General features: G+C 49.2%; 16 protein-coding genes. 11 read left to right on the forward strand and 5 right to left on the reverse strand.

The window, feature by feature from the left end; translation table 11 throughout:
• Positions 1-151 precede the first annotated feature (151 nt).
• From CMUST_RS08770 to CMUST_RS08780, 3 genes are all read right to left on the reverse strand, one after another.
• The gene (locus CMUST_RS08770) at positions 152-730 is read right to left on the reverse strand and encodes a hypothetical protein (protein ID WP_047262201.1); all 579 of its coding nucleotides are present in this window, start codon (positions 728-730) and stop codon (positions 152-154) included.
• Between the two features lie 303 nt (positions 731-1,033).
• Positions 1,034-2,743, reverse strand: coding sequence for a DEAD/DEAH box helicase (locus CMUST_RS08775; RefSeq protein WP_047262202.1), 1,710 nt, complete (start codon positions 2,741-2,743; stop codon positions 1,034-1,036).
• Positions 2,743-2,979 carry a DUF3039 domain-containing protein gene (locus CMUST_RS08780; protein WP_047262203.1) on the reverse strand — a complete coding sequence of 79 codons (237 nt, stop codon included), beginning with the start codon at positions 2,977-2,979 and terminating at the stop codon, positions 2,743-2,745. Before CMUST_RS08780 ends, CMUST_RS08775 begins: the two co-directional genes overlap by 1 nt.
• Positions 2,980-3,034: 55 nt before the next feature.
• Between CMUST_RS08780 and CMUST_RS16550 the strand changes: the two genes are divergently transcribed.
• From CMUST_RS16550 to galE, 6 genes are all read left to right on the forward strand, one after another.
• The gene (locus tag CMUST_RS16550) at positions 3,035-3,589 is read left to right on the forward strand and encodes a DUF3099 domain-containing protein (RefSeq protein WP_052844605.1); all 555 of its coding nucleotides are present in this window, start codon (positions 3,035-3,037) and stop codon (positions 3,587-3,589) included.
• Positions 3,590-3,764: 175 nt separating this feature from the next.
• On the forward strand, positions 3,765-5,369 hold the full coding sequence (locus tag CMUST_RS08790) for a DUF7782 domain-containing protein (protein ID WP_144414159.1): 1,605 nt from the start codon (positions 3,765-3,767) through the stop codon (positions 5,367-5,369).
• Between the two features lie 36 nt (positions 5,370-5,405).
• Entirely contained in the window at positions 5,406-5,840 is a 435-nt protein-coding gene (gene dtd / locus CMUST_RS08795) for a D-aminoacyl-tRNA deacylase (protein WP_047262205.1), read from the forward strand.
• A 143-nt stretch (positions 5,841-5,983) separates the two neighbouring features.
• Entirely contained in the window at positions 5,984-7,045 is a 1,062-nt protein-coding gene (locus tag CMUST_RS08800) for a sigma-70 family RNA polymerase sigma factor (RefSeq protein ID WP_236690097.1), read from the forward strand.
• Positions 7,046-7,265: 220 nt separating this feature from the next.
• Entirely contained in the window at positions 7,266-7,949 is a 684-nt protein-coding gene (locus CMUST_RS08805) for a metal-dependent transcriptional regulator (protein ID WP_047262206.1), read from the forward strand.
• Positions 7,950-8,112: 163 nt separating this feature from the next.
• A complete protein-coding gene (gene galE, locus CMUST_RS08810; RefSeq protein WP_047262207.1) occupies positions 8,113-9,096 on the forward strand; it encodes a UDP-glucose 4-epimerase GalE in 984 nt (327 codons plus the stop codon).
• Here galE and CMUST_RS08815 read toward each other — a convergent pair.
• The gene (locus CMUST_RS08815; protein WP_158408213.1) at positions 9,093-10,202 is read right to left on the reverse strand and encodes a DUF4192 domain-containing protein; all 1,110 of its coding nucleotides are present in this window, start codon (positions 10,200-10,202) and stop codon (positions 9,093-9,095) included. The two genes, galE and CMUST_RS08815, sit on opposite strands and share 4 nt — an antisense overlap.
• A gap of 307 nt (positions 10,203-10,509) precedes the next feature.
• Between CMUST_RS08815 and CMUST_RS08820 the strand changes: the two genes are divergently transcribed.
• From CMUST_RS08820 to CMUST_RS08830, 3 genes are all read left to right on the forward strand, one after another.
• Complete coding sequence (locus CMUST_RS08820; RefSeq protein WP_047262209.1) at positions 10,510-11,478, forward strand: PAC2 family protein; 969 nt, start codon at positions 10,510-10,512, stop codon at positions 11,476-11,478.
• Between the two features lie 62 nt (positions 11,479-11,540).
• Positions 11,541-14,081 (forward strand): DEAD/DEAH box helicase, encoded by a 2,541-nt coding sequence (locus CMUST_RS08825; protein ID WP_047262210.1) that lies wholly within the window; start codon positions 11,541-11,543, stop codon positions 14,079-14,081.
• A gap of 255 nt (positions 14,082-14,336) precedes the next feature.
• Positions 14,337-15,278 carry a hydrogen peroxide-inducible genes activator gene (locus tag CMUST_RS08830; protein WP_047262211.1) on the forward strand — a complete coding sequence of 314 codons (942 nt, stop codon included), beginning with the start codon at positions 14,337-14,339 and terminating at the stop codon, positions 15,276-15,278.
• Positions 15,279-15,388: 110 nt separating this feature from the next.
• Here the strand turns inward: CMUST_RS08830 and CMUST_RS08835 are convergent, their stop codons facing one another.
• Positions 15,389-16,753: a hypothetical protein gene (locus CMUST_RS08835; RefSeq protein WP_047262212.1), complete on the reverse strand. Its 1,365-nt coding sequence runs from the start codon at positions 16,751-16,753 to the stop codon at positions 15,389-15,391.
• 15 nt (positions 16,754-16,768) lie between these two features.
• Between CMUST_RS08835 and CMUST_RS17130 the strand changes: the two genes are divergently transcribed.
• Complete coding sequence (locus CMUST_RS17130; RefSeq protein WP_269082575.1) at positions 16,769-16,903, forward strand: hypothetical protein; 135 nt, start codon at positions 16,769-16,771, stop codon at positions 16,901-16,903.
• A 167-nt stretch (positions 16,904-17,070) separates the two neighbouring features.
• Positions 17,071-21,099, forward strand: a complete 4,029-nt coding sequence (gene hrpA / locus CMUST_RS08840) for an ATP-dependent RNA helicase HrpA (RefSeq protein ID WP_407921989.1) — start codon at positions 17,071-17,073, stop codon at positions 21,097-21,099.
• Positions 21,100-21,102: the final 3 nt, after the last annotated feature.

Consider the following 21,102-nt stretch of genomic DNA (forward strand, 5'->3'; position numbering starts at 1 on the left):
AAGATGGGTCCACTTTCTGTTATAAAACGCACATAGCCCTTGGAAAACAACACACAGCATGTGTTGCAACCCAAGGACTAGGGGTATTTAAACGGCATAATCTAACCAACGACACCGGAACCAAGTTGCCCGCATATCGATGTTGGACAGGTTAGTTGGCAGGAACTGTTTGGATATCTACGCCAGTTTGCTCGGCCATAAATTCAGCAACACACTGGGAAAATGCGTCTGGATCATTCGAGTATTGTGAGCATGCTTCCATCGACTTGGAGTAAACCAGGTAAGCAGAGAAAGCTAAGAATCCCGAAATTAGGGTGACGATGATGGAAACAATGAGTCCCGCAATCGCCATTCCTTTACGCCCATTTGGCGGGACGTAGTTTTTCGCTTTTGCTAAAGCGATTATCGACAGAATGAGACCAATGATGCCCGGAATCCAAGCAAACACTGTACCTAGGACTGAAACAAGAAATAGTAAAGCAACGAGCGACACGATTAAGCCTGCAAGTGCAAGACCATTCTTTGCAGTTACCAGCGTGTTATCTGTGTCAGGAAAAGCGTATGCCGTCGCATCGCCAGCACCATAAGCTCCTGAATTGTAGTTTCCGGCCCCATAGTCCGCGCCAGTATTCGCTGCCCCATAATTCATATCGTGTGGTGTTGCAGATCCACCAGTTTGTGGCGTATTGCCAGCAGGATCGTATGGATTCGGATTGGACGGTGTGGTCAAAATATCTCCTTTGTGTTTCCACGAAAAACGGCTCTTTAAGAGTTTAATAGAAAACTCTTGTGGTTCCCCACCCCTAAAACTAACTTTGCCGATTATTGTCACCAAATCTTAATAAAAACTACGCAGGGATTTTCCAGCATTCACCGAACATGAATACGGAAAAAACCAAGGAGGAACCGGCCCTATAGGTTGAATCTATGAGCCGTAACGCTTGTTTTTAACCGCCGAATATGTGGATATGCGGATCTGGGATAGCTTAGAAACTCGGTTCGGCAGGTTCCTCAAACGTATTTCTGGTAGGTACTACCATCGGCGTAAGTAGGCGATCCGTTCTCGTAGCTGTTCAGCGGAACACATGGCAGTTGGTGGTCCGCCGCATTTCTGCCTAACCTCCGTGTGAATAGAGCCATGTGGTCGACCAGTACGGGAAGCAGTGATGGCTACCAATGCGTTGAGTTCTTTCCGCAACTGCGGAATTTCCTGGCTGGCTACCCGTTCCCCTGCTTCTTGGCGCCCTTTCGATTGTTTTGCAAGTTCCGCCCTTTCCGCTGCTGCCCTTGCTTCTTGTTCCCTAGCATCAAGTTGCTGTTCCTGACGTTTGCGGAGCAACTGACGCATTTGTTCTGCGTCTAATAATCCTGGTAATCCTAAGTAATCAGCTTCTTCGTCGGAACCGGCAAAGGTCGCCGTTCCATATGAGGAACCGTCGTAGATAAGCGAATCTAATTCTGCTTCAGCTCCAAGCGACTCATATGGGCGCAGTTGGTCTGGTTCGGTTTCAGTTTTATTGGCCTGGGTGACAAGGTCGTCGTCCCATCCTTCTTTTTCACGGTGCGGTTTACCCAAAACATGGTCGCGTGATACTTCCAACTTTGCCGCAAGATCCAACAGAACCGGAACGGAAGGTAGAAACACGCTAGCGGTTTCACCGGGTTGACGAGAACGCACGAACCTGCCAATTGCTTGGGCGAAGAACAACGGCGTTGACGAGCTAGTTGCGTAGACGCCGACCGCTAATCGGGGCACGTCCACTCCTTCCGAAACCATGCGGACGGCAACCATCCATTCGTCGTCGTTTGCCGAAAACTGCTCAATTCGTTCAGAAGCCCCCGTCTCGTCGGAGAGAATAACTGATACTGGCTTTGTGGAGAGTTTTTCCAAAATCCGTGCATATGCGCGTGCAGTGGTCTTGTCCGTTGCGATCACGAGTCCACCTGCGTCCGGAATTGTCTTCCTTAACTGTAACAGCCGGGTATGAGCGGCTTGAAGTACGGCAGGTATCCAGTCACCTTTAGGATCCAGCGCTGTCTTCCATGCCCGGGCAGTTTGTTCGGCATTGAGTGGTTCGCCTAAACGCGCGGCAAATTCTTCACCAGCGCTTGTTCGCCAGCGCGCTTCGCCGGAGTACGCGAGAAAAACTACTGGTCGGACTACGCCGTCGGCAAGTGCATCCGAGTAACCGTAAGTGTGGTCAGCTTGGGATACCAGGTGTCCTTCCCCGTCTTCTTCATATCGAACAAACGGAATGGTGGAATCATCCGATCGGAATGGGGTGCCAGTCAGCGCAAGACGACGGGTAGCGTCTTGATACGCCTCTCGGATTCCGTCGCCCCAGCTTTTAGCATCACCACCATGATGGATCTCATCAAGAATAACGAGGCTGCGTTTTGCAGTTGCAACTGCGTAGTGTTTGTATGGGTGCATAGCAACCTGGGCATAGGTGACAACAACGCCATCATACTGGGGATTTACGGCATCTGAATTTTTGAAATATGGGTCAAGGCTTAGCCCCACCCTGGCAGCTGACTCCGCCCACTGAACTTTTAGGTGCTCTGTGGGAACAACAACTATCACCCGATCAACTGTCCGTCGCTCTTTCAGCTCGGTAGCCACACGCAATGCGAAAGTTGTTTTTCCCGCACCAGGAGTAGCAACCGCAAGGAAGTCTTGCGGTTTGTTCATCAGGTACTTCGTTAGGGCCTGCCGCTGCCAAACACGAAGATCCTTGCTCACTATTTCCGCAGGCTCCTGTACACTCGCTCGCAATCTGGACACACAGGAGATCCCGGTTTTGCTTGTTTGGTAACTGGGAAAGTTTCACCGCATAAGGCTACGACCATCCGTCCCGATACCGCCGATTCCACAATTTGGTTTTTCTTAACGTAGTGGAAAAACTTCGGCGTATCATCATCTGTGCCAATGTCTTCGCGAATGTCTGGGCGTTCGATGGTTTTGGTACTCGTAGTCACCCCTCTATATTGCCCACGTTCGCTCTCAATGCCAAGCGGGTCTAGGTTAGTAAGTATGGCGAAGGAAGAAGCACAAGCTCAACGCGGGCTATTCGACGACACGCCGGGGGCGTCGTCCGCTGGCTCGTCCGCCAGTGATGCTTTTGATGTAATCGACATTGAGCCCAATGATTTGCACGAATCAGCTAGTTCATCACATTATTCCCGCAGGTACCGTATGGCGCGTGGAATTAAACGCTTCCGTCGTTCCAACGTGGCACTGGTTACCACCGCCTCATATTCTCCTACCCAGAATCGAAAAAAGCGTGAGAAACAGTACATGTGGATTCAAGGGGTACGATTGCCTTTTCTCATTTTGTCCATGGTGACCTATGTGTGGATGGAGAATATTTGGATTTCGGCCTTACTTTTCCTTATTTCGGTTCCGCTCCCATGGATCGCAGTGGTAATAGCCAATGGAATCGGTGAACCACGGGATCCGAGAGCACCAGCAGTGTATAAGCCGGCGCTAGCAAGGCAGCACGCTGAAACTCTAGACGGCACCAACACAACATCAATCAAAAACACCAGCCCTGTAGCCGAATTGCCGGGTAAAAAGCGCAACAACTAACAACATCGTTTTAGACTAACTTGAAGATTAACCCCATTATGTGATGGCATCCTTGCTGCAGAAACCAGGTATGTTTTCTGCTGCCTCTTGGAGATGTCGGGCCTGGTTGCGCGGAAATTTTGGGCTACAGTTTTTACAGTTCGCTGTTTTTACTACGCCGCTACACTAGGAGAAAATTGTGCGTTCCCCGTTGACGAAGCTAGCCTCGTCGATAAGTGAAGTCTTTAACTCATATGGTTTCACTGCTACAGGATTGGTGGATTACCTTGGGGCTGACGCGATGGCGGCAGCCCGGCGCGGCGAACCGGAAGCAGTGAGATTTTCCTTGGCGCACCGCGAGGGTGAGCCGTTGGCGATATTGATTTCGGTGTTTTTGCTTCATGATGAAGCACCTATGTCGTCCTTGTGCGCTGTTTTCGGCAAGGAGTTGTGTGATGCTTTGGTGCGTCACGGTGTTTTGGGGCCTCGGTCCTGGCTATATGCGAAAGATTCCAAGCATGTGGTTTCTCCAGGTGTGTCTCTTGACACAGATGTCACAGCTCTCATTGACATTCAGCCACACCTTATTTCAGGAAAAAATTACTTTGTTTTTTCGGATGTGGATGCGTCGATGTTACCTGATTACGTTCCGGGGCCAGATCACGTTTTGGGGGTTGGGGCGGCTAGTTTGTCGTTACTGAATATAACGCCGAGTTCTTCCGCTAGTTTTGTTTTGGATATCGGAACCGGTTCCGGGGTTCAAGTGCTAGGCAACCTTGATAAGGCAACGTTTATTACCGCGACGGATATTCACTCACGTGCGTTGGATTTAGCTGAGGCCACTTTCGCCGCCGCAGGGGTTCTAGACCAGATCGAGCTTGCGGAGGGGTCTTGGTGCGAGCCGGTCGCGGGCCGTAAATTTGATCGGATTGTTGCTAATCCGCCATTTGTGGTTGGCCCGCCGGTAGTTTCTCATGTCTATCGGGATTCTGGCTTAAATTTGGACGGGGCAACCCAGCGGGTCATCTCTGATGCGATTTTCCATTTGCGGCCAGGTGGAACTGCACATATTTTGGGTGCTTGGGTTCACACCGCAGATCAATCATGGCGTAGTCGAATTGCTCAGTGGTTTCCGGAATCGGGTGTTGCCGCATGGGTCGTAGAGCGGGATCGGGTTGATCCTGCCCAATATGTAGGCACATGGTTACGAGACGAATCGATTGATCCTCGTTCAGTCGTTGGGCGAGACAAAACCCGCGCGTGGTTGCAGCATCTCAATGATGCTGGCGTTACTAATGTGGGTTTTGGATATATCGCGTTGAAGCTTTTCGACGATGCCACTGCGGAAGATGGTGAGGTAATCAGCGCGGCTGCGAGTGAGATTTTGGCTGAGGAGTTGCCGCATTCGTATATTGGGAATTTGGGCGATGAATCCTTAGGTTATTTTGATCGGATGGATTGGCTGCGAAACCATGACGTGCGGGCGATTCTGGATAGCCAGTTTATGGTCGCTGGTGACGTTGCTAAGGAAGAGGTTTTTACTCACGATGCCGAAGGTGGAATGGGTTTTAGTCGGCAAGTTATCCGGCTAACGCGCATGTCGGGACCGTGCTGGTCTCACGAGATCGACTCGTATATTGCATCGATCATTGCAGGTTTGCATCCTAAAGGATTGTCTCTTGGCGAGGTATCAGAGTTGTTTGCGGTGTCACAGGGGCTCGATTCAGATTCAATTCTTTCGGAAGTTGCCGCCGTCGCGGTTGATTTGATCCGGCATGGTTTTCTCATCCCTGTGGTTTGACATGACCAAGATTAGAAATGTTGAAGGACTTAACTTATGCGAGCTGTTCTAACCCGGGTTTCCAAAGCCCAGGTGACGGTAGATGGTGAAGTGGTTGGAGCCATTTCATGCCCGGAAACTGGCGGGATTCTGGCTTTGGTAGGTGTTGGTGTCAATGACGATTCCGATGCATGGAAGACGATGGTGCGGAAAATATCTGAATTACGGATTCTACGCGATGAAAAGTCCGTTTCAGACGTCAATGCACCGGTGCTGTTGGTTAGTCAATTTACGTTGTTGGGGCGAACGGCTAAGGGAAGACGCCCATCGTGGTCAGATGCAGCAAAAGCCGATATTGCACAACCGGTTATTGCGAAGATTGCTTCGGGTCTACGTGCTAACGGAATTGAGGTAGCAGAGGGAATCTTTGGCGCTAATATGCAAGTCACCAGTGTCAATGACGGCCCGGTTACCGTACTGGTTGAATGCTAAGATACCCCCATGTGTGGGAGGGAGCGAATACGAAGATTGCCTGCAAAAAATCCGTTTTTTTAAACATTGTTCATCGGTTTGGAACTTTTTGAACATCTGTTCCGTTGGTTAGATAGAAACGTCGCTATCAAAGGAGGCACTTTATGCCTAGCTCAACTACTAAAAAGAATGAAGCCTTGGATGCTGCCCCGTTGGAAGTCGGAGCAGATGATGTAGTCGAGGTTGATGTAGATGTCACTTTTGAAGAGGAAGAAATCGATAAAGGCTCGCGTCGGGGGCACAATAATGACAATCCGTCGGCTGACCTTGTTCGGGTTTATTTAAACGGTATAGGCAAGACAGCCTTATTGTCGGCTGAAGATGAAGTTCGGCTCGCCCAGTCCATTGAGGTTGGACTGTACGCCGAATATCTTCTACATGATTCTGATCAGCAATTGACCCGTGCTATGAAGCGAGACTTGAAAATTCTTGTCAAGGAGGGCCGCAAAGCCCGGTCGCACTTGCTTGAGGCTAACCTGCGGCTAGTAGTTTCGTTAGCTAAACGTTACACTGGCCGGGGCATGCCGTTGCTGGACTTGATTCAGGAAGGCAATTTGGGGCTTATTCGCGCAATGGAAAAATTTGATTATTCCAAAGGCTTTAAGTTCTCCACGTACGCAACATGGTGGATCAGGCAAGCTATTACTCGAGGGATGGCGGATCAGTCTCGCACAATTCGCCTACCAGTACACCTAGTTGAACAGGTGAATAAGCTCTCCCGGATAAAGCGAGAAATGTACCAGCAGCTCGGTCGTGAAGCCACCAATGAAGAGTTGGCGGAAGAATCCGGCATTGATGAATCGAAAATCGAAGTTTTGTTACGGCAATCTCGAGATCCGGTTAGCCTAGACATGCCTGTGGGCGCAGATGAGGAAGCGCCTCTGGGCGATTTCATTGAGGACTCCGAGGCTGCTGATGCCGAATCCGCAGTTGTAGCTTCGTTGCGTCACTCGGATATTCGGGAAGTTATCGGTACGTTAGAAGACCGTGAACAGGACGTCATCCGCATGCGATACGGCCTGGACGACGGTGTTCCACGGACACTTGATCAAATAGGTCGACAGTTTGGTCTATCTCGTGAACGTGTTCGCCAGATCGAGCGTGAAGTCATGCGTAAACTCAGGGATGGATCTAGGGCAGAAAAACTTAGAGAATACGCTATTTAATCCACGGGTTGCAGTGAAGCTGATAGTCAGGAATTAAGAATACAGGTGCATTTCGGTCAAGTATTTTATGTTTTTTGAATGTGGTGTCCTCTACTTTGCATTGCCTTTAGGTTAAGGTGTATAAGAAGACTCCCAATTGTTTTCCCAGCATAACTAGTTTAAGCGATTAACATTTTTGTTTGTTGCGCGCGATGATACAACAAGAGAAAGGGCACTCACCGTGAAAGATTTGGTCGATACTACAGAAATGTATCTCCGGACCATTTACGAATTAGAGGAAGAAGGAATCACTCCTCTGCGGGCTAGGATCGCTGAGCGCCTCGACCAATCCGGCCCTACTGTTAGTCAGACTGTTGCCCGCATGGAGCGTGACGGGTTGGTCGTAGTCGCTAACGATCGCAGTCTGCAAATGACCCCTGAGGGTCGTAGCCTCGCCACAGCTGTCATGCGTAAACATCGACTTGCTGAGCGCCTACTTACCGATGTCATAGGTCTAGATATCCACAAAGTTCACGATGAAGCCTGCCGGTGGGAGCATGTTATGAGCGACGAAGTGGAGCGTCGCCTGGTGGAAGTTTTAGATGTTTTCGACCGCTCCCCTTTCGGAAATCCGATTCCCGGTTTGGAATCTTTAGGAGTATCCGTAGCGGATCCGGTGGAGCCGGGAATCCGAACCATCGATACCCAACAAAGTGATATTGCGCGCAGGGTTCGGATTGTTCAGATTAATGAAATCCTTCAAGTAGACCCACAACAGTTCCGGGCTCTTATCGATGCCGGGATCACGGTCGGCTCCGAGGTTGACTTTGAACATCATGATGGTGAGATCCGGCTAATCAATGGCGACAAGGTTGTTGAGCTTGTCGACGATCTTGCTCACGCTATCCGGATTGAAGAAATTTAAGTATCTACCCGTGACTAAAAGTGGCACTTCGGTGCCACTTTTAGTGTTTTATCGCATGAATTATCAGTCGCATTCGATACCTTTGGTCTAATCTTGTTTCTTGAAGTAATTGTTTTTCGTTTTTAAGCGGTTCCCGTTTTTAGATATTTGAAGGTGCAAAGTAATGAAGCTTTTGGTTACAGGTGGCGCTGGTTATGTAGGCAGTGTTTGTGCAACCGTTTTATTGGAGCAAGGGCACGAGGTAGTCATCGTTGACAATCTTTCTACTGGTAACAAATCGGCAATCCCTTCGGACGCAGCTTTTGTTCATGCCGACATACGAGATAAAGCAGACGAGGTGCTAAGTAGTGGTGATTTTGATGGTGTCATCCACTTTGCTGCTCGCTCTCTAGTTGGTGAGTCCATGACCAAGCCCGAAGAATACTGGCACCATAATTTCGTCACTACCTTGGCGTTGCTTGATGCGATGCGCACTCACAATGTCACCAATTTGGTTTTTTCTTCTACTGCTGCCACCTACGGTGAGCCTGAAGTTGTTCCTATTGTTGAATCTGCTCCCACCCGACCAACAAATCCTTATGGCGCTTCAAAGCTAGCGATTGATTATGCGATCACGTCCTACGCACAGGCCCATGGTCTTGCAGCCACAAGTTTGCGCTATTTCAATGTTGCTGGTGCGTACGGAAACGTGGGCGAAAACCGCGAAGTCGAAACTCATCTAATCCCATTGGTGCTCCAGGTTGCTCTCGGGCATAGGGACAATATCATGATTTTTGGAGACGACTGGCCAACTCCCGACGGCACTTGTATCCGGGACTATATTCACATTAAGGATCTGGCGGATGCTCATTTGCTCGCGCTTGAGTCCAACACTGCTGGTATACACCGAATTTTTAATCTGGGCTCCGGCGATGGCTATTCGGTCAAGCAGGTCATTGATAAATGCCGTGAGGTCACCGGCCATCCCATTCCTGCAGATGTGGCGCCGCGGCGTGCGGGTGACCCTGCGGTGCTGATCGCATCTTCACAAAAAGCACAAGATGAATTGGGGTGGCGGCCATCAAAAACTGATTTGCATACCATCGTATCGGACGCGTGGGCATTCACCGAGAAGCTTGGGAACAACGCCCACAGCGCCCGTCGTTAAGCAGCGTGTCTCGCATCCCCATCGGAATCAGACGGTTCTAAACCTAACTGGGCTAAAGTATGCGCACAACCGGTTTCAATGCAGGCCAGGAGCTTATCAATAATGCCTGCCTGAAATCCACTAATGAGCAGCTGGGTTAATGAATGTTCCGGATCATCCATACTTGAAGCTATTAGCGCGTGGAATCCTTTCGGATTTCGGTGCTGACTGAGCGCGCAAATCGCATAGACGCATAATGCATTGTTTCGACTTACCCCACTAACCGACCTCGCCACCGATAAGCATAACCGCTTGGAACCAACCGGCGCGGTTAAAAAAGTCATCAACATTGCGTCACGTAATACCACTTGGTTGCAGATTGCCGCGCAAAATTCCACGAATTCATCACAAGGTTGTACTGAATCTGGTTGCGCGGCCACTGCATCAAGTATTTGTCGGAGGCGATCAATATAGGATTCAATGTGCGATGGTTGAGCATAAATTTCCGCAATCATTCCGTTAGCGATCTGGGTGATGCGCTCGTCAATTTCGCAATCGTGGGCTGCGCAACTATTCTCGGTTTCTCGAGCAAAATATCGGAATGATTCTTCTCGGTTTAGCTCTGGAACATCGCCTGCTTCAACTAGGGATTTCATAGCCGATGAAGCAGCGATATCCGGAATGTTTCCGAACAGCCATCCGCCACTCTCCTTCTTTACTTTATGCGACAACGCACTTGCACGGTCAAACAGCAATCGATACGGGTTTCCAGTTGTAATCTCCGAGCTGTACCAACAAGCATCGATATTCACCACCCTGGTTTCACTGGCATGCACCAACATGTTAATTATTTCTTCCAATAGCTGATGCTCATGACTGGCCTGTGCCGAAATCACAAACGCAAACACAACGTCGTTTCCAATGCGTTCTAGCGCCTCACCAATCTCAGGAAGCACCTGTAGGTCCTCAATATTGACCCGCAATACTGGCCCTAGTGTGAGTGACGTTTCCGTAGCAAAGGTAAAGCCAGTAAAAATTACGGATTCGTGAGGATAAAAACCCAGGACAGCTGGGAGGTTCGCCAACATTTCGGCCGGTATGCTTGTTTCATGTCGAAAGTGTGTCATAAGGCCATAAGAACCCATAAGCCACGTGATGTCACGTAATAGGTTGTAGTTGCCTTGGGCACAATGTGGGATTAAATTCTGTCCTGCTGTAAGTTATTCACAACCCATTTTTTTGGCCCAAAAATATTGACAGAGAAGGACGAAATGTTCAATACTTAAGGGTCAGCATTCAGGCAACGGCAAAGAAAACGGTTTTACGCAATCATTCGCTCAAAACTCCCGTTCTCCTTCACCTCGCCATTGCGACTTTTATACCCCACTTCAGCTAAAGTAGCTGTGTGAATGGACTTAGAGGAGAGGAGGCCCCATGCAGGAACGAAACCCCCGCATGTACGAACTAGAATTTCCCGCACCAGCGATTACTGATCAGGGTGCAGATGGGCCCACACTCATTGTTGCCCTTCAGGGGTATGCCGACGCAGGGCACGCAGTGGACGCAAGCTCCGCACATTTACTAGCGGCATTAGACCATCGCCTACTTGCATCATTTAATAACGATGAACTAATTGATTATCGCTCGCGCCGCCCAAGTGTGACCATTGACAGAAATTCAGTAGTCGATATGGAAAACCTTGAGCTTGGGATTCAAGTCCTCAAAGACACAAATGGAAAAGCATTTTTATTGCTGTCTGGCCCGGAGCCAGACATGCGATGGGAAGCGTTCACCGAGGCAGTGGCAGATCTTGTCGAGCGTTTTAACGTCAGCCAAACCATTTGTTTATATTCCGCCCCCATGACCGTTCCACATACTCGACCAATGGTCATAAGTGCCCACGGAAACACCCTTGAGCTGCTAGAACCACATTATAAACTGGGTTCACGTTTTAGTATTCCCGGCTCCGCAGCATTGCAACTAGAGCGATTGCTAAACCAAAAAGGTAGAAATGTAGCGGGATATACAGCACATGTTCCCCATTATTTAGCGGCCTCTCCTTACCCGCAGGCAACACTCAAACTTTTGGAAGCCGTAGGGGATGCAGCAGATCTAGAATTCCCGTTGGGAGCATTGGAAGAAGACGCCCAGCGCGTAGCTGCACAAATTGATGAGCAGGTCGCAAGTTCGCACGAGATTGAGCAAGTGGTATCACTATTGGAACAGCAATACGATGAAAACCTCGATCGATACCGTGAGGAACACCCTCATTCAGCAGTGCTTGGTGAATTACCTGCTTCACCCGTCCCAACGGGTGAAGAACTCGGCGAGGAATTCGAACGTTTCCTTGCGGAACTAGATAACCAAGCTAACGAGGACACACCAGATACTGACGATTCATAAAATATCCTTCCTACATGGCGATAAGTGATGCCACGGGAAATTTTTCGCTAGGGTTTAAAGATGTGAATCTTACCCGAATGTTGCCGGACCTAGAAGAAGTACCCGAATCACTTATCGACGAATCTATCTTCGACTCCTTTCTAGCTTGGACCCGCCAGAAAGGTATTTCGCTCTACCCTGCTCAAGAAGAAGCAGCACTGAGCATTCTGGCCGAAGACAACGTAATTCTTGCCACCCCAACTGGATCTGGAAAATCCATGGTAGCCATCGCTGCGCACTTTATCGCGCTCGCGCGAGGGCAACGCAGCTTCTATACCGCGCCTATCAAGGCACTTGTCAATGAAAAGTTTTTTGCACTGTGCGATATCTTTGGGCCAGAATCGGTGGGAATGATGACCGGAGATGCCACGGTCAATGGCGGAGCTCCTATCATTTGCGCCACTGCGGAAATCGTGGCCAATATTGCGTTGCGGGACGGTGCAGACTCAAGCATTGACCAAGTAATCATGGACGAGTTCCACTATTATTCGGATCCCGCCCGCGGCTGGGCCTGGCAGGTTCCCCTACTGGAACTACCCCAGGCGCAATTTCTTCTTATGTCAGCAACGTTAGGAGATACCTCAACGATCCGCCGCGACTTGAGTAACCGTACTAACCGAACCACATCGTTAATCGGTACTAATGCAGAACGTCCAGTACCGTTAGAGTTCGAATTTGTGTATACACCGATACATGAAACCGTCGAAAAGCTCCTGGCAACCGACAAAGCCCCCATCTACGTAGTTCATTTTACCCAGAAGGAAGCAGTAGAGCGGGCGCAGTCGCTTACTAGCTTGGGCAGCATCATATCTGATGAACAAAAATTACGCATAGCTAAAGAAATCGGTGATTTTAAGTTCACCACAACGTTCGGCCACACCCTGTCAAAACTACTGCGACGCGGCATTGGAGTGCACCACGCCGGCATGTTGCCCAAATATCGCCGATTGGTAGAAAAACTTTCGCAAACAGGTTTGCTTAAAGTTATCTGCGGCACAGATACGTTGGGCGTCGGAATTAATGTTCCGATTCGTACGGTGCTGTTTTCTGGATTGGCGAAATTTGACGGTAGTCGCAGCCGAATACTAGCCTCCCGAGAGTTTCATCAAATCGCTGGAAGGGCGGGTAGAGCTGGGTACGATACTGTCGGGTATGTCGTCATTCAGGCAACTGAACACGAAGTTGAGAACTGGCGATTACGGCAACGTGCCGGATCAGACCCGGCTAAGATTAAAAAGCTACGAAAGAAGACTGCCCGGGATGGTGAGGTGGTATGGACTGAGAAGACCTACCTCCGGCTTATCGAAGCCCAAGCGGAAGATCTCACCAGCCAATTCCGTGTATCTAATTCCCTATTGCTGAATGTTATTGCCCGGCCTGGGGACGGGTACATGCATCTAAAGAAACTCTTAAGAGGAAGTCACAATAGTCGTTCGGCCCAAAATAACGATATTCTCAAGGCGTTGGAGCTATTTCGCGGGTTGGTGAATGCTGGAATCATAGTAAAACTAGACACTCCCGATTCTGCAGGCAGGCTGTATCACATAACCGAAGACCTGCAACGTGATTTCGCACTAAATCAGCCGTTGGCTCCTTTCGCTCTAGCAGCACTGGAATTACTAGATCGTGACTCCGCATCTTTTACCTTGGATGTAATTAGTATCTTCGAAGCCATCCTTGAAGATCCACGCGCATTACTTATCGCTCAGCAAAAACAAGCACGCGCTGAGGAACTAGCGGCTTTAAAATTGGAGGGTGTCGACTATTCCGAGCGCATGGCGATAATTGAAGAGATAACTTGGCCTAAACCCTTGGAAGAAGAGTTGGAGCATGCCTTTGGCATTTATTGCAAGGGGCACCCATGGGCTAGGGAATTCGAACTAAGGCCAAAGTCTGTGGTTCGAGACATGATCGAACACGGAATGACGTTCTCGGACGTCATCGCAACCTACGCAATGGCCCGCGGCGAAGGCGTCGTTTTGCGATATCTTACCGATGCCTGGCGCACATTGCAGCATACAATCCCGCAGGAATACATAACGGAGGAATTAGCTGACGTGATCAATTGGTTGGGCGAGGTAGTCCGCCAAGTAGATTCGTCGCTTGTCGACGAATGGGCCCGGATGGCGGATCCAGATGCCCCTATCTCCGCCGATACGGTTGCTAGGGAATTAGCCTTTGGAATGGAGGACCCAACAGCACTAACCGCCAATCAACGGGCCTTCTCCATCATGGTGCGTAATACCATGTTCCGGATTGTTCAGCTTTTCGCACTAGAAAAAGAAGAACAGTTGCAACAAATGGTGGAATATTTAGACAATCCGCCGGACTTCCCCACCGCTATGGATGCATATTTTGAGGAATACAGCGATATGGATGTTGGACCAGACGCCCGTGGCCCAGAGTATTTCATGTTGAAAAAGAATGGGCGGAGATGGGAAGTCAGACAAATTATGAAGGATCCCCAGGAAGATAACGCTTTCAGTGTTGTCGGCATCGTCGATTTTGATGCTTCCGATGAGGTTGGCGAAGTACGGTTCGAAACGTTATCTATCGAATACTGAGACCTACGGGGGTTATAAAATCCTATGTTTTTACCCCCATAAACCCTATTTTTCTCGAAAATGTCTTATTTTGACTTAAGATTTTTAAGGTTTTCTTTGTTTTGGGGATATACTTCACATACACAGACTTCAGAGCATGTGTTGAGAGAAAGTCCAATAAGAACCCCCTACAAATGGGGGTGAATTAATTGCCATCCCTAATACAGCTCGATAACTATTCCACGACCCCCTAACCTTTGCATATAGGCTTTTGACATGAGCATAAAAGAGTATCGCCCCACATTGGCACAGCTTCGCACTTTCGTAACCATCGCTGAAAACAAGCATTTTGGAACCGCGGCGACCAAGCTCAATATTTCACAGCCTTCGCTCTCCCAAGCACTCGTTGCACTCGAGACGGGCCTTAATATTCAACTTATTGAACGCTCGACCCGGCGCGTTATTGTAACCCCAGCCGGTGAAAAGCTCCTTCCCCTCGCCAAGGCAACACTTGATGCCGCTGACAATTTTTTAGCTCATGCACACGGCGCAACTGGTACTCTCTCGGGTCCGCTGGCTATCGGAATCATTCCGACCATCGCGCCATATTTACTTCCCACCATCATTGACCTCGTTCGTGAAAGATACCCAGAGTTAGAGCTGCAGATTATCGAGGACCAAACCAAACACCTGCTACAGATGCTGCGAGATGGAGCCATTGACTGTGCATTGGTTGCAGTACCAACCAGTACCGCTGGTTTGAATGAAATTTCGCTTTACGAGGAGAAGTTCCGCATGGTTGTGCCGAGTAACCATAAGTATGCGGGTCGGGAAGATCTAGTGTTGGATGACATTAAGGACATCTCCCTGTTACTGCTTGATGACGGACACTGTTTGCGTGATCAGGTTGTCGATTTATGTCGACAGGCAGAATACAATCCGATGACAGCAAGCCACACTGAGACTCGGGCGTCAAGCCTAACCACCGTAATGCAACTCATCGCGAGTAATTTAGGGTGCACTGTCATTCCGGAATCAGCTGTACCCATCGAATGCTCTCGACCCGGTGTCGCCACTGCGAAGTTCGCGCCATCGGTGTCGGCTGCTCGTCGGGTAGGTATTGTTCACCGAGGTTCGTCTACCCGCTCAGACGATTTCACTCTTCTAGGTGAACTCATCACAGATGCATTCCGGCATGTTATAGCCCAAAGTCAATAGCGCCAGATTGCGGAGTTTACCGCGCAGTTAAGGTAGCAGAAGTAAATGAGATGCCGCCCAAGTTTTTGAACTTGGGCGGCATCTCATTTATTTAACGGCTCAAGGCAATTTTAGATTTCCGGATAGGGGGCTTTTGTCGCCTGACGGTACACATGTGTTGTGGCATTCAGCGATGCCGGACCAAACACTATGATGCCAATAAAAAGTGTGAAGATTGTACCAAATATAGCAATCAAGCCCATGAGGATCATGCAGCCGAGTATTGGGAAGAAGTTATTGAGTACTGCTTTGACACTTTGCGTGATCGCCTCAGTTGCGGTAGCACGCGATTCAACAGCAAAGTAGGTCGCGAATATGAGGAAGAAACTTAGTAACCATACGACCAACCCGAGAAACAGGGAGATGACAAACTTTCCTGAATCGAACTGCAGGTTGCCGTATGCATCCACAAAGGTCATATCAGAGGCTAAAAACTGCTGAATAACAAGCGGTATGCCCGTTATAACCGCTACCAAGATCGATGCAAAAAATGCTTGGGAATAGTTCATTCGTGACTTAATGGCATCCCAAGTCACTGCACTACCATCAAGTTGCAGCAATGCTGCAGTTTGAATCACGGGCATCAAGAGAATCAAAGGTATATAGCTCAAAAAGTTAATGATGATTCCCACCAAGGATGGCTCTGAGTACGTGCTAAGATTTTCCGGATCCAGGCCAGTATCTTGGAACGCGAACAAAGCCTGTCCGACGCCTAAAAGCATCCCAAGGGTAATCGCTACGACAAAGTACACCAGTGCTCCGACGATCCATAAAACAGGGTTCTGGAAAACTGCCTTAAAGCCATAGGTGATTGCCGACATGATGGCAATGCCTTTTTCCCGGGTAACCATATTGACGTTGAATAGCGGGTTGAACCCAACCACGCCGGTTCCCACAGTGGTGGGTTGCCCGTAAGCATTGTGTTGATTGTAGCCACCAGCTGGGTAGCCTGATGAACCATAAGGACTTTGACCATAGCCGCCCTGTGGCTGTGGTTGTTGGTAAGCAGGTTGACCGTAGTTACCCTGCGGATAGCCACCTTGAATAGGAGTTTGACCTGGTTGCATAGCAGCAGGGTTTTGTTGGTTTGCCTGCCCATAGCTTTCTTGACCGTAACCGCTTTGGGGATAACCGCTTTGTCCGTATGCTCCTTGCGGCTGTCCTGGTTGGCCTTGCCCTCCCTGCGGATAACCACCTTGAGCTGGGTACTGGCCATAGCTGTCTTGGGGATAGCTAGTCATGTTTGGGCCGGTTGGGGTCCCCGTGCCGTAAGGTGTATTGTTATCCGGGCTGGCTGGTTGTTGTGGATTATTCCCACTGGGATAATTGCCACTGTTCCCTTCGTATGGCTGATTCTGGGGTGGTTCAGCCGGGCTATTGTTTTGCGGCTGATCCTGTGGATCAGGCCAACCATTGTTGTTTTGGTTGTTAGTCAAAACAAAAATCCTTTCGTGACTTTTTGTACCAAGACGAACCCGAAATGGAAATCGACACCGAGCATTCGATACGAAACCTTTGTCGGCAATAAGTCTGCGGAGCTAGTAGCCACGTTGTACCCATGGTCATTTGATCAGCGAGAACCATGAAGACAACGCCGCACATGTGAATATTCTAGAGAATCTTCTAGAAAAATTCGCCGATCTACAGATTCTGATTTTTGTGAATCTCATTTGTTAAGTGCCCGATCAGTTGTAGACCTAAAACTCTTGAATCCTAAATATGGCAACTTAACTGCTAAAATCGCTCAACAGCTATGACTATGAAACACAATAACCATCCAAGAAAAGTAACATCAAGCAGCCGTCGTCCTGCTACAGGCGATCACCCCCATCCGCAACCAGATACTGCTGAGGCTATATCGTTACGAACCCCGTTGATCGCGAAGCTAACACAGGTGACGATCGCGGATGAACATGTGTTTCGGCGTCGATTAGCAAAAGCTCGCACATCCAAAGCATTCGCAGCCATTGCTGCAGATATTGAACGCGCAACAGCTGTCGTCGAAAAGCGAGACGCCTTAATCTCTGATATCTCTTACCCAGATTCGCTTCCGGTGTCTGCACGGCGAGACGATATCGCGGAGGCAATAGCCTCGCATCAAGTAGTCATCATCGCTGGCGAAACCGGTTCCGGCAAAACCACCCAGATTCCGAAGATTTGTCTCGACATCGGTCGTGGTCGCCGGGGACTGATCGGGCATACGCAACCACGCCGGTTAGCGGCTCGAACAGTGGCAGAACGAATTGCCAGTGAATTGAAACAAGACATAGGCGAGTCGGTTGGATATGCAATTCGGTTTGATGACAACGTGAAACCGCACACCGCAGTAAAACTAATGACCGACGGTATTTTACTCGCAGAAATGCAACGTGATAGATACCTAAACGCATATGACACCATCATCATTGATGAGGCGCATGAGCGAAGTCTCAACATCGATTTCTTACTTGGCTATCTCAAGCAACTTTTATCCAAGCGACCTGACCTTAAGGTGATTATCACCTCCGCGACGATTGACCCCGAGCGATTCGCACGTCACTTCGCCGACGCTTCTGGAAATCCCGCACCGATCATCGAAGTGTCGGGGCGAACGTATCCAGTGGAGATTCTCTATCGCCCGCTGAAGATACAACACGGCGAAAAACTGATTGACATAGACCCTATTGACGGACTCATTTCCGCTATTGAAGAGCTCATGGGGTACGGTGACGGCGATATTTTGTGCTTCTTCCCCGGCGAGTCCGACATACGAGATGCACGCGAGGTTTTGGAAAGTAAAAACTGGCGAGGAGTTGAAGTTGTTCCCCTCTACGGTCGGTTATCTAACCAAGAGCAGCATAAAGTTTTTCAGCCACATGGTAGTCGCCGTATCGTTCTGGCTACGAATATCGCAGAAACCTCACTTACGGTTCCAGGAATTCATTTTGTTGTAGATCTTGGTACTGCGCGGATTTCGCGTTATTCAACTCGCACGAAAGTCCAGCGACTACCTATCGAGCCTATTTCCCAAGCCAGTGCGAACCAACGTTCAGGACGTTGTGGCCGCGTAGCGGACGGAATCGCTATCCGGTTATATTCCGAAGAAGACTTCGAATCACGCCCAGAATTTACCGATCCAGAAATTCTTCGCACCAACTTAGCAAGCGTCATCTTGCAAATGGCTGCCTTGAGGTTAGGCAGCATCGAGGATTTTCCCTTTGTCCAAGCGCCAGATACTCGCGCCATTCGCGATGGGCTGTTATTACTCAACGAACTAGGAGCACTGCATACATCACAATCCCCGTCTGGTATGCCAAAGCTAACCAAGATTGGTAAAAGTATTGCGCGTATTCCCGTGGATCCCCGAATGGCTCGAATGTTGGTGGAAGCGCATAGAAAAGGTTGTTTGTCTGAAGTAATAATCATCGTGGCGGCATTAACAATTCAGGACGTACGGGAACGCCCTTTAGAACACCAAGCGCAAGCCGACCAACTGCATGCCCGGTTTAAAGATAAAAATTCAGACTTCGTTTCGTTACTCTTATTGTGGCAATACATCACTCAACTCCGCGCCGATACCAGTGGTAATGCTTTTCGACGACGGATGCAGACGGAATTTCTGCATTACATGCGAATACGAGAGTGGTTTGACTTGGTTCGCCAATTGCACAATGTGATCGACCAACTAGGGTGGGAACGGCTAGGTGCCAGTGCTGCCGACAATGTCATTTCATCTCCCCTGGCCGATTTATCCGGAGTATCTGATGCGGTACATCAGTCATTATTGGCGGGGTTGCTCTCCCATATTGGCATCCGCAATGAACAAACGCGAGAGTACCTTGGCTGCCGGAACACCAACTTTAAAATTTTCCCTGGGTCCGCTTTGTCTAAGGCTAAACCCGAATACGTTATGGCGGCGGAACTGGTTGAAACTTCCCAGTTGTGGGCACGAGGAGTCGCCCAGATACAACCACAATGGATAGAAAACCTGGCGAAGGACCTGCTCAAACACCAGTATTCCGCCCCGTACTGGTCGACCAAGCAGGCTACAGCAATGGTCGAACAAACATCTACTCTCTACGGGGTTCCTATAATCACCGGTCGCAAAGTCCCGCTCCATCGGATAAATATCGATCTAGGACGAGAGATGTTTATCAGACATGCACTGGTTGAGGGGCAATGGAATACCCAGCATGACTTCTACAAACACAACGATCAAATGCTCCAAACCGCACGAGAGTTGGAAGATCGTGCCCGCCGAAGAGACATTGTTGTTGACGAAGATACACTATTCGCTTTTTACGACGCTAGGATCCCAACCGACGTCACTTCTGGGCCCAGTTTTGATAAGTGGTGGAAAGCAACCTATCGGAAACAGCCGCGACTTCTTGACTTCGATCCAGATGCTCTTGTCACCGAGGAAGCGGATTGCATCACAGAATCCGCATTTCCTGATACATGGGCGTATGGATCGCTAACCTTCGACCTGAGCTACCAATTTATGCCAGGGACTTTAGGTGATGGCGTGACAGTCCACATTCCAGTTCCCCTGCTAGCCGGGACGAAACCGGAAGGGTTCGAATGGTTAGTTCCCGGAATGCGGGAGGAGCTTATAACCGAACTCATCAAGACCCTGCCCAAGCCGTTACGCCGCACTGTTGTTCCTGCACCAGATTTTGCCCGGTTAGCACTTCCACATTTAGATCCTCAAAAGCCAGGTGGATTGACGCAACAACTTGCAAATGCACTACATACAATAGGTGGTTCTGGCATAGCTGCGGGAGATTTCAAAATACATAAATTACCACCACACCTAAAGATAACTTTTGCCGCCGTAGATAAACGTGGAAAGATTATCGACTCTGATAAAAACCTGGCAGAACTCAAAACTCGTAGAGCAGGTCAAATTAAATCCTCAGTTTCTCGGGTCAGTAAAGACATCGAACAAAAAGCCACTGCGGAATGGACCGATCAGACCCTAGGCGTTATCGCGGAAGAAGTTGTAACCACGGTTGATGGTCAAAACGTTACAGCTTATCCAGCACTGGTTGCCACGGGTGATGGCGTAGCTCTAAAGGTATTGGGCACCAAGGCGGAGGCTGATGCTGCCATGTTGACCACAACACTTACCCTTTTATTACGAAAAATACAGGTAACCCCGCAGAAAATGCTCAACGGTCTGCCGCTTCAACAGCGGGTCGCTGTCGAAAACTATCCGCATGGCGGAGCTACCGGCTTAGTTGAAGACGCGCGCGTAGCTGCCATTCGAGACGAACTACTTGCCTTGGGCGGCCCGGTTCGAACACCAGCAGCTTTCAAGAATCTGTTGCAGCAAATCTCACCACGAATACCGACGATCGTACGGCAAACTATTGTGACATTGGCACCAGCGTTGGCCCAATATTTGGCTATCCGTCACGAATTGGACAAATGGGAAGGGCCGGGGATCGATGATATTTCACACCAACTTGAATTCCTTCTTCCTCCCAACGCCTTGGCAATCCACGGTATGTCGCGATTAAAGCATTTAACAAGATATTTACAGGCCGTAACCACCCGCCTTGACGATATGTCTGTAAATCCGGATCGGGACGCTGACCGACAAGAAACTATCAACAGGTTAGAAGATCAGCTAAAAAATAGACTTGCACAACTACCAAGGGGAAGAGAAAAAACAACCGAGGTCAAAGAAGTTTGCTGGCTACTACAAGAACTTCGAGTTAGCTTATTTGCGCAGCGATTAGGGACGACGGAAAAGGTTTCAGAATCGAAAATTGCTAAAAAGATCGCCAATCTACGGTAACCA

Origin of the sequence: Corynebacterium mustelae (genome assembly GCF_001020985.1) — a bacterium.
GTDB lineage: Bacteria > Actinomycetota > Actinomycetes > Mycobacteriales > Mycobacteriaceae > Corynebacterium > Corynebacterium mustelae.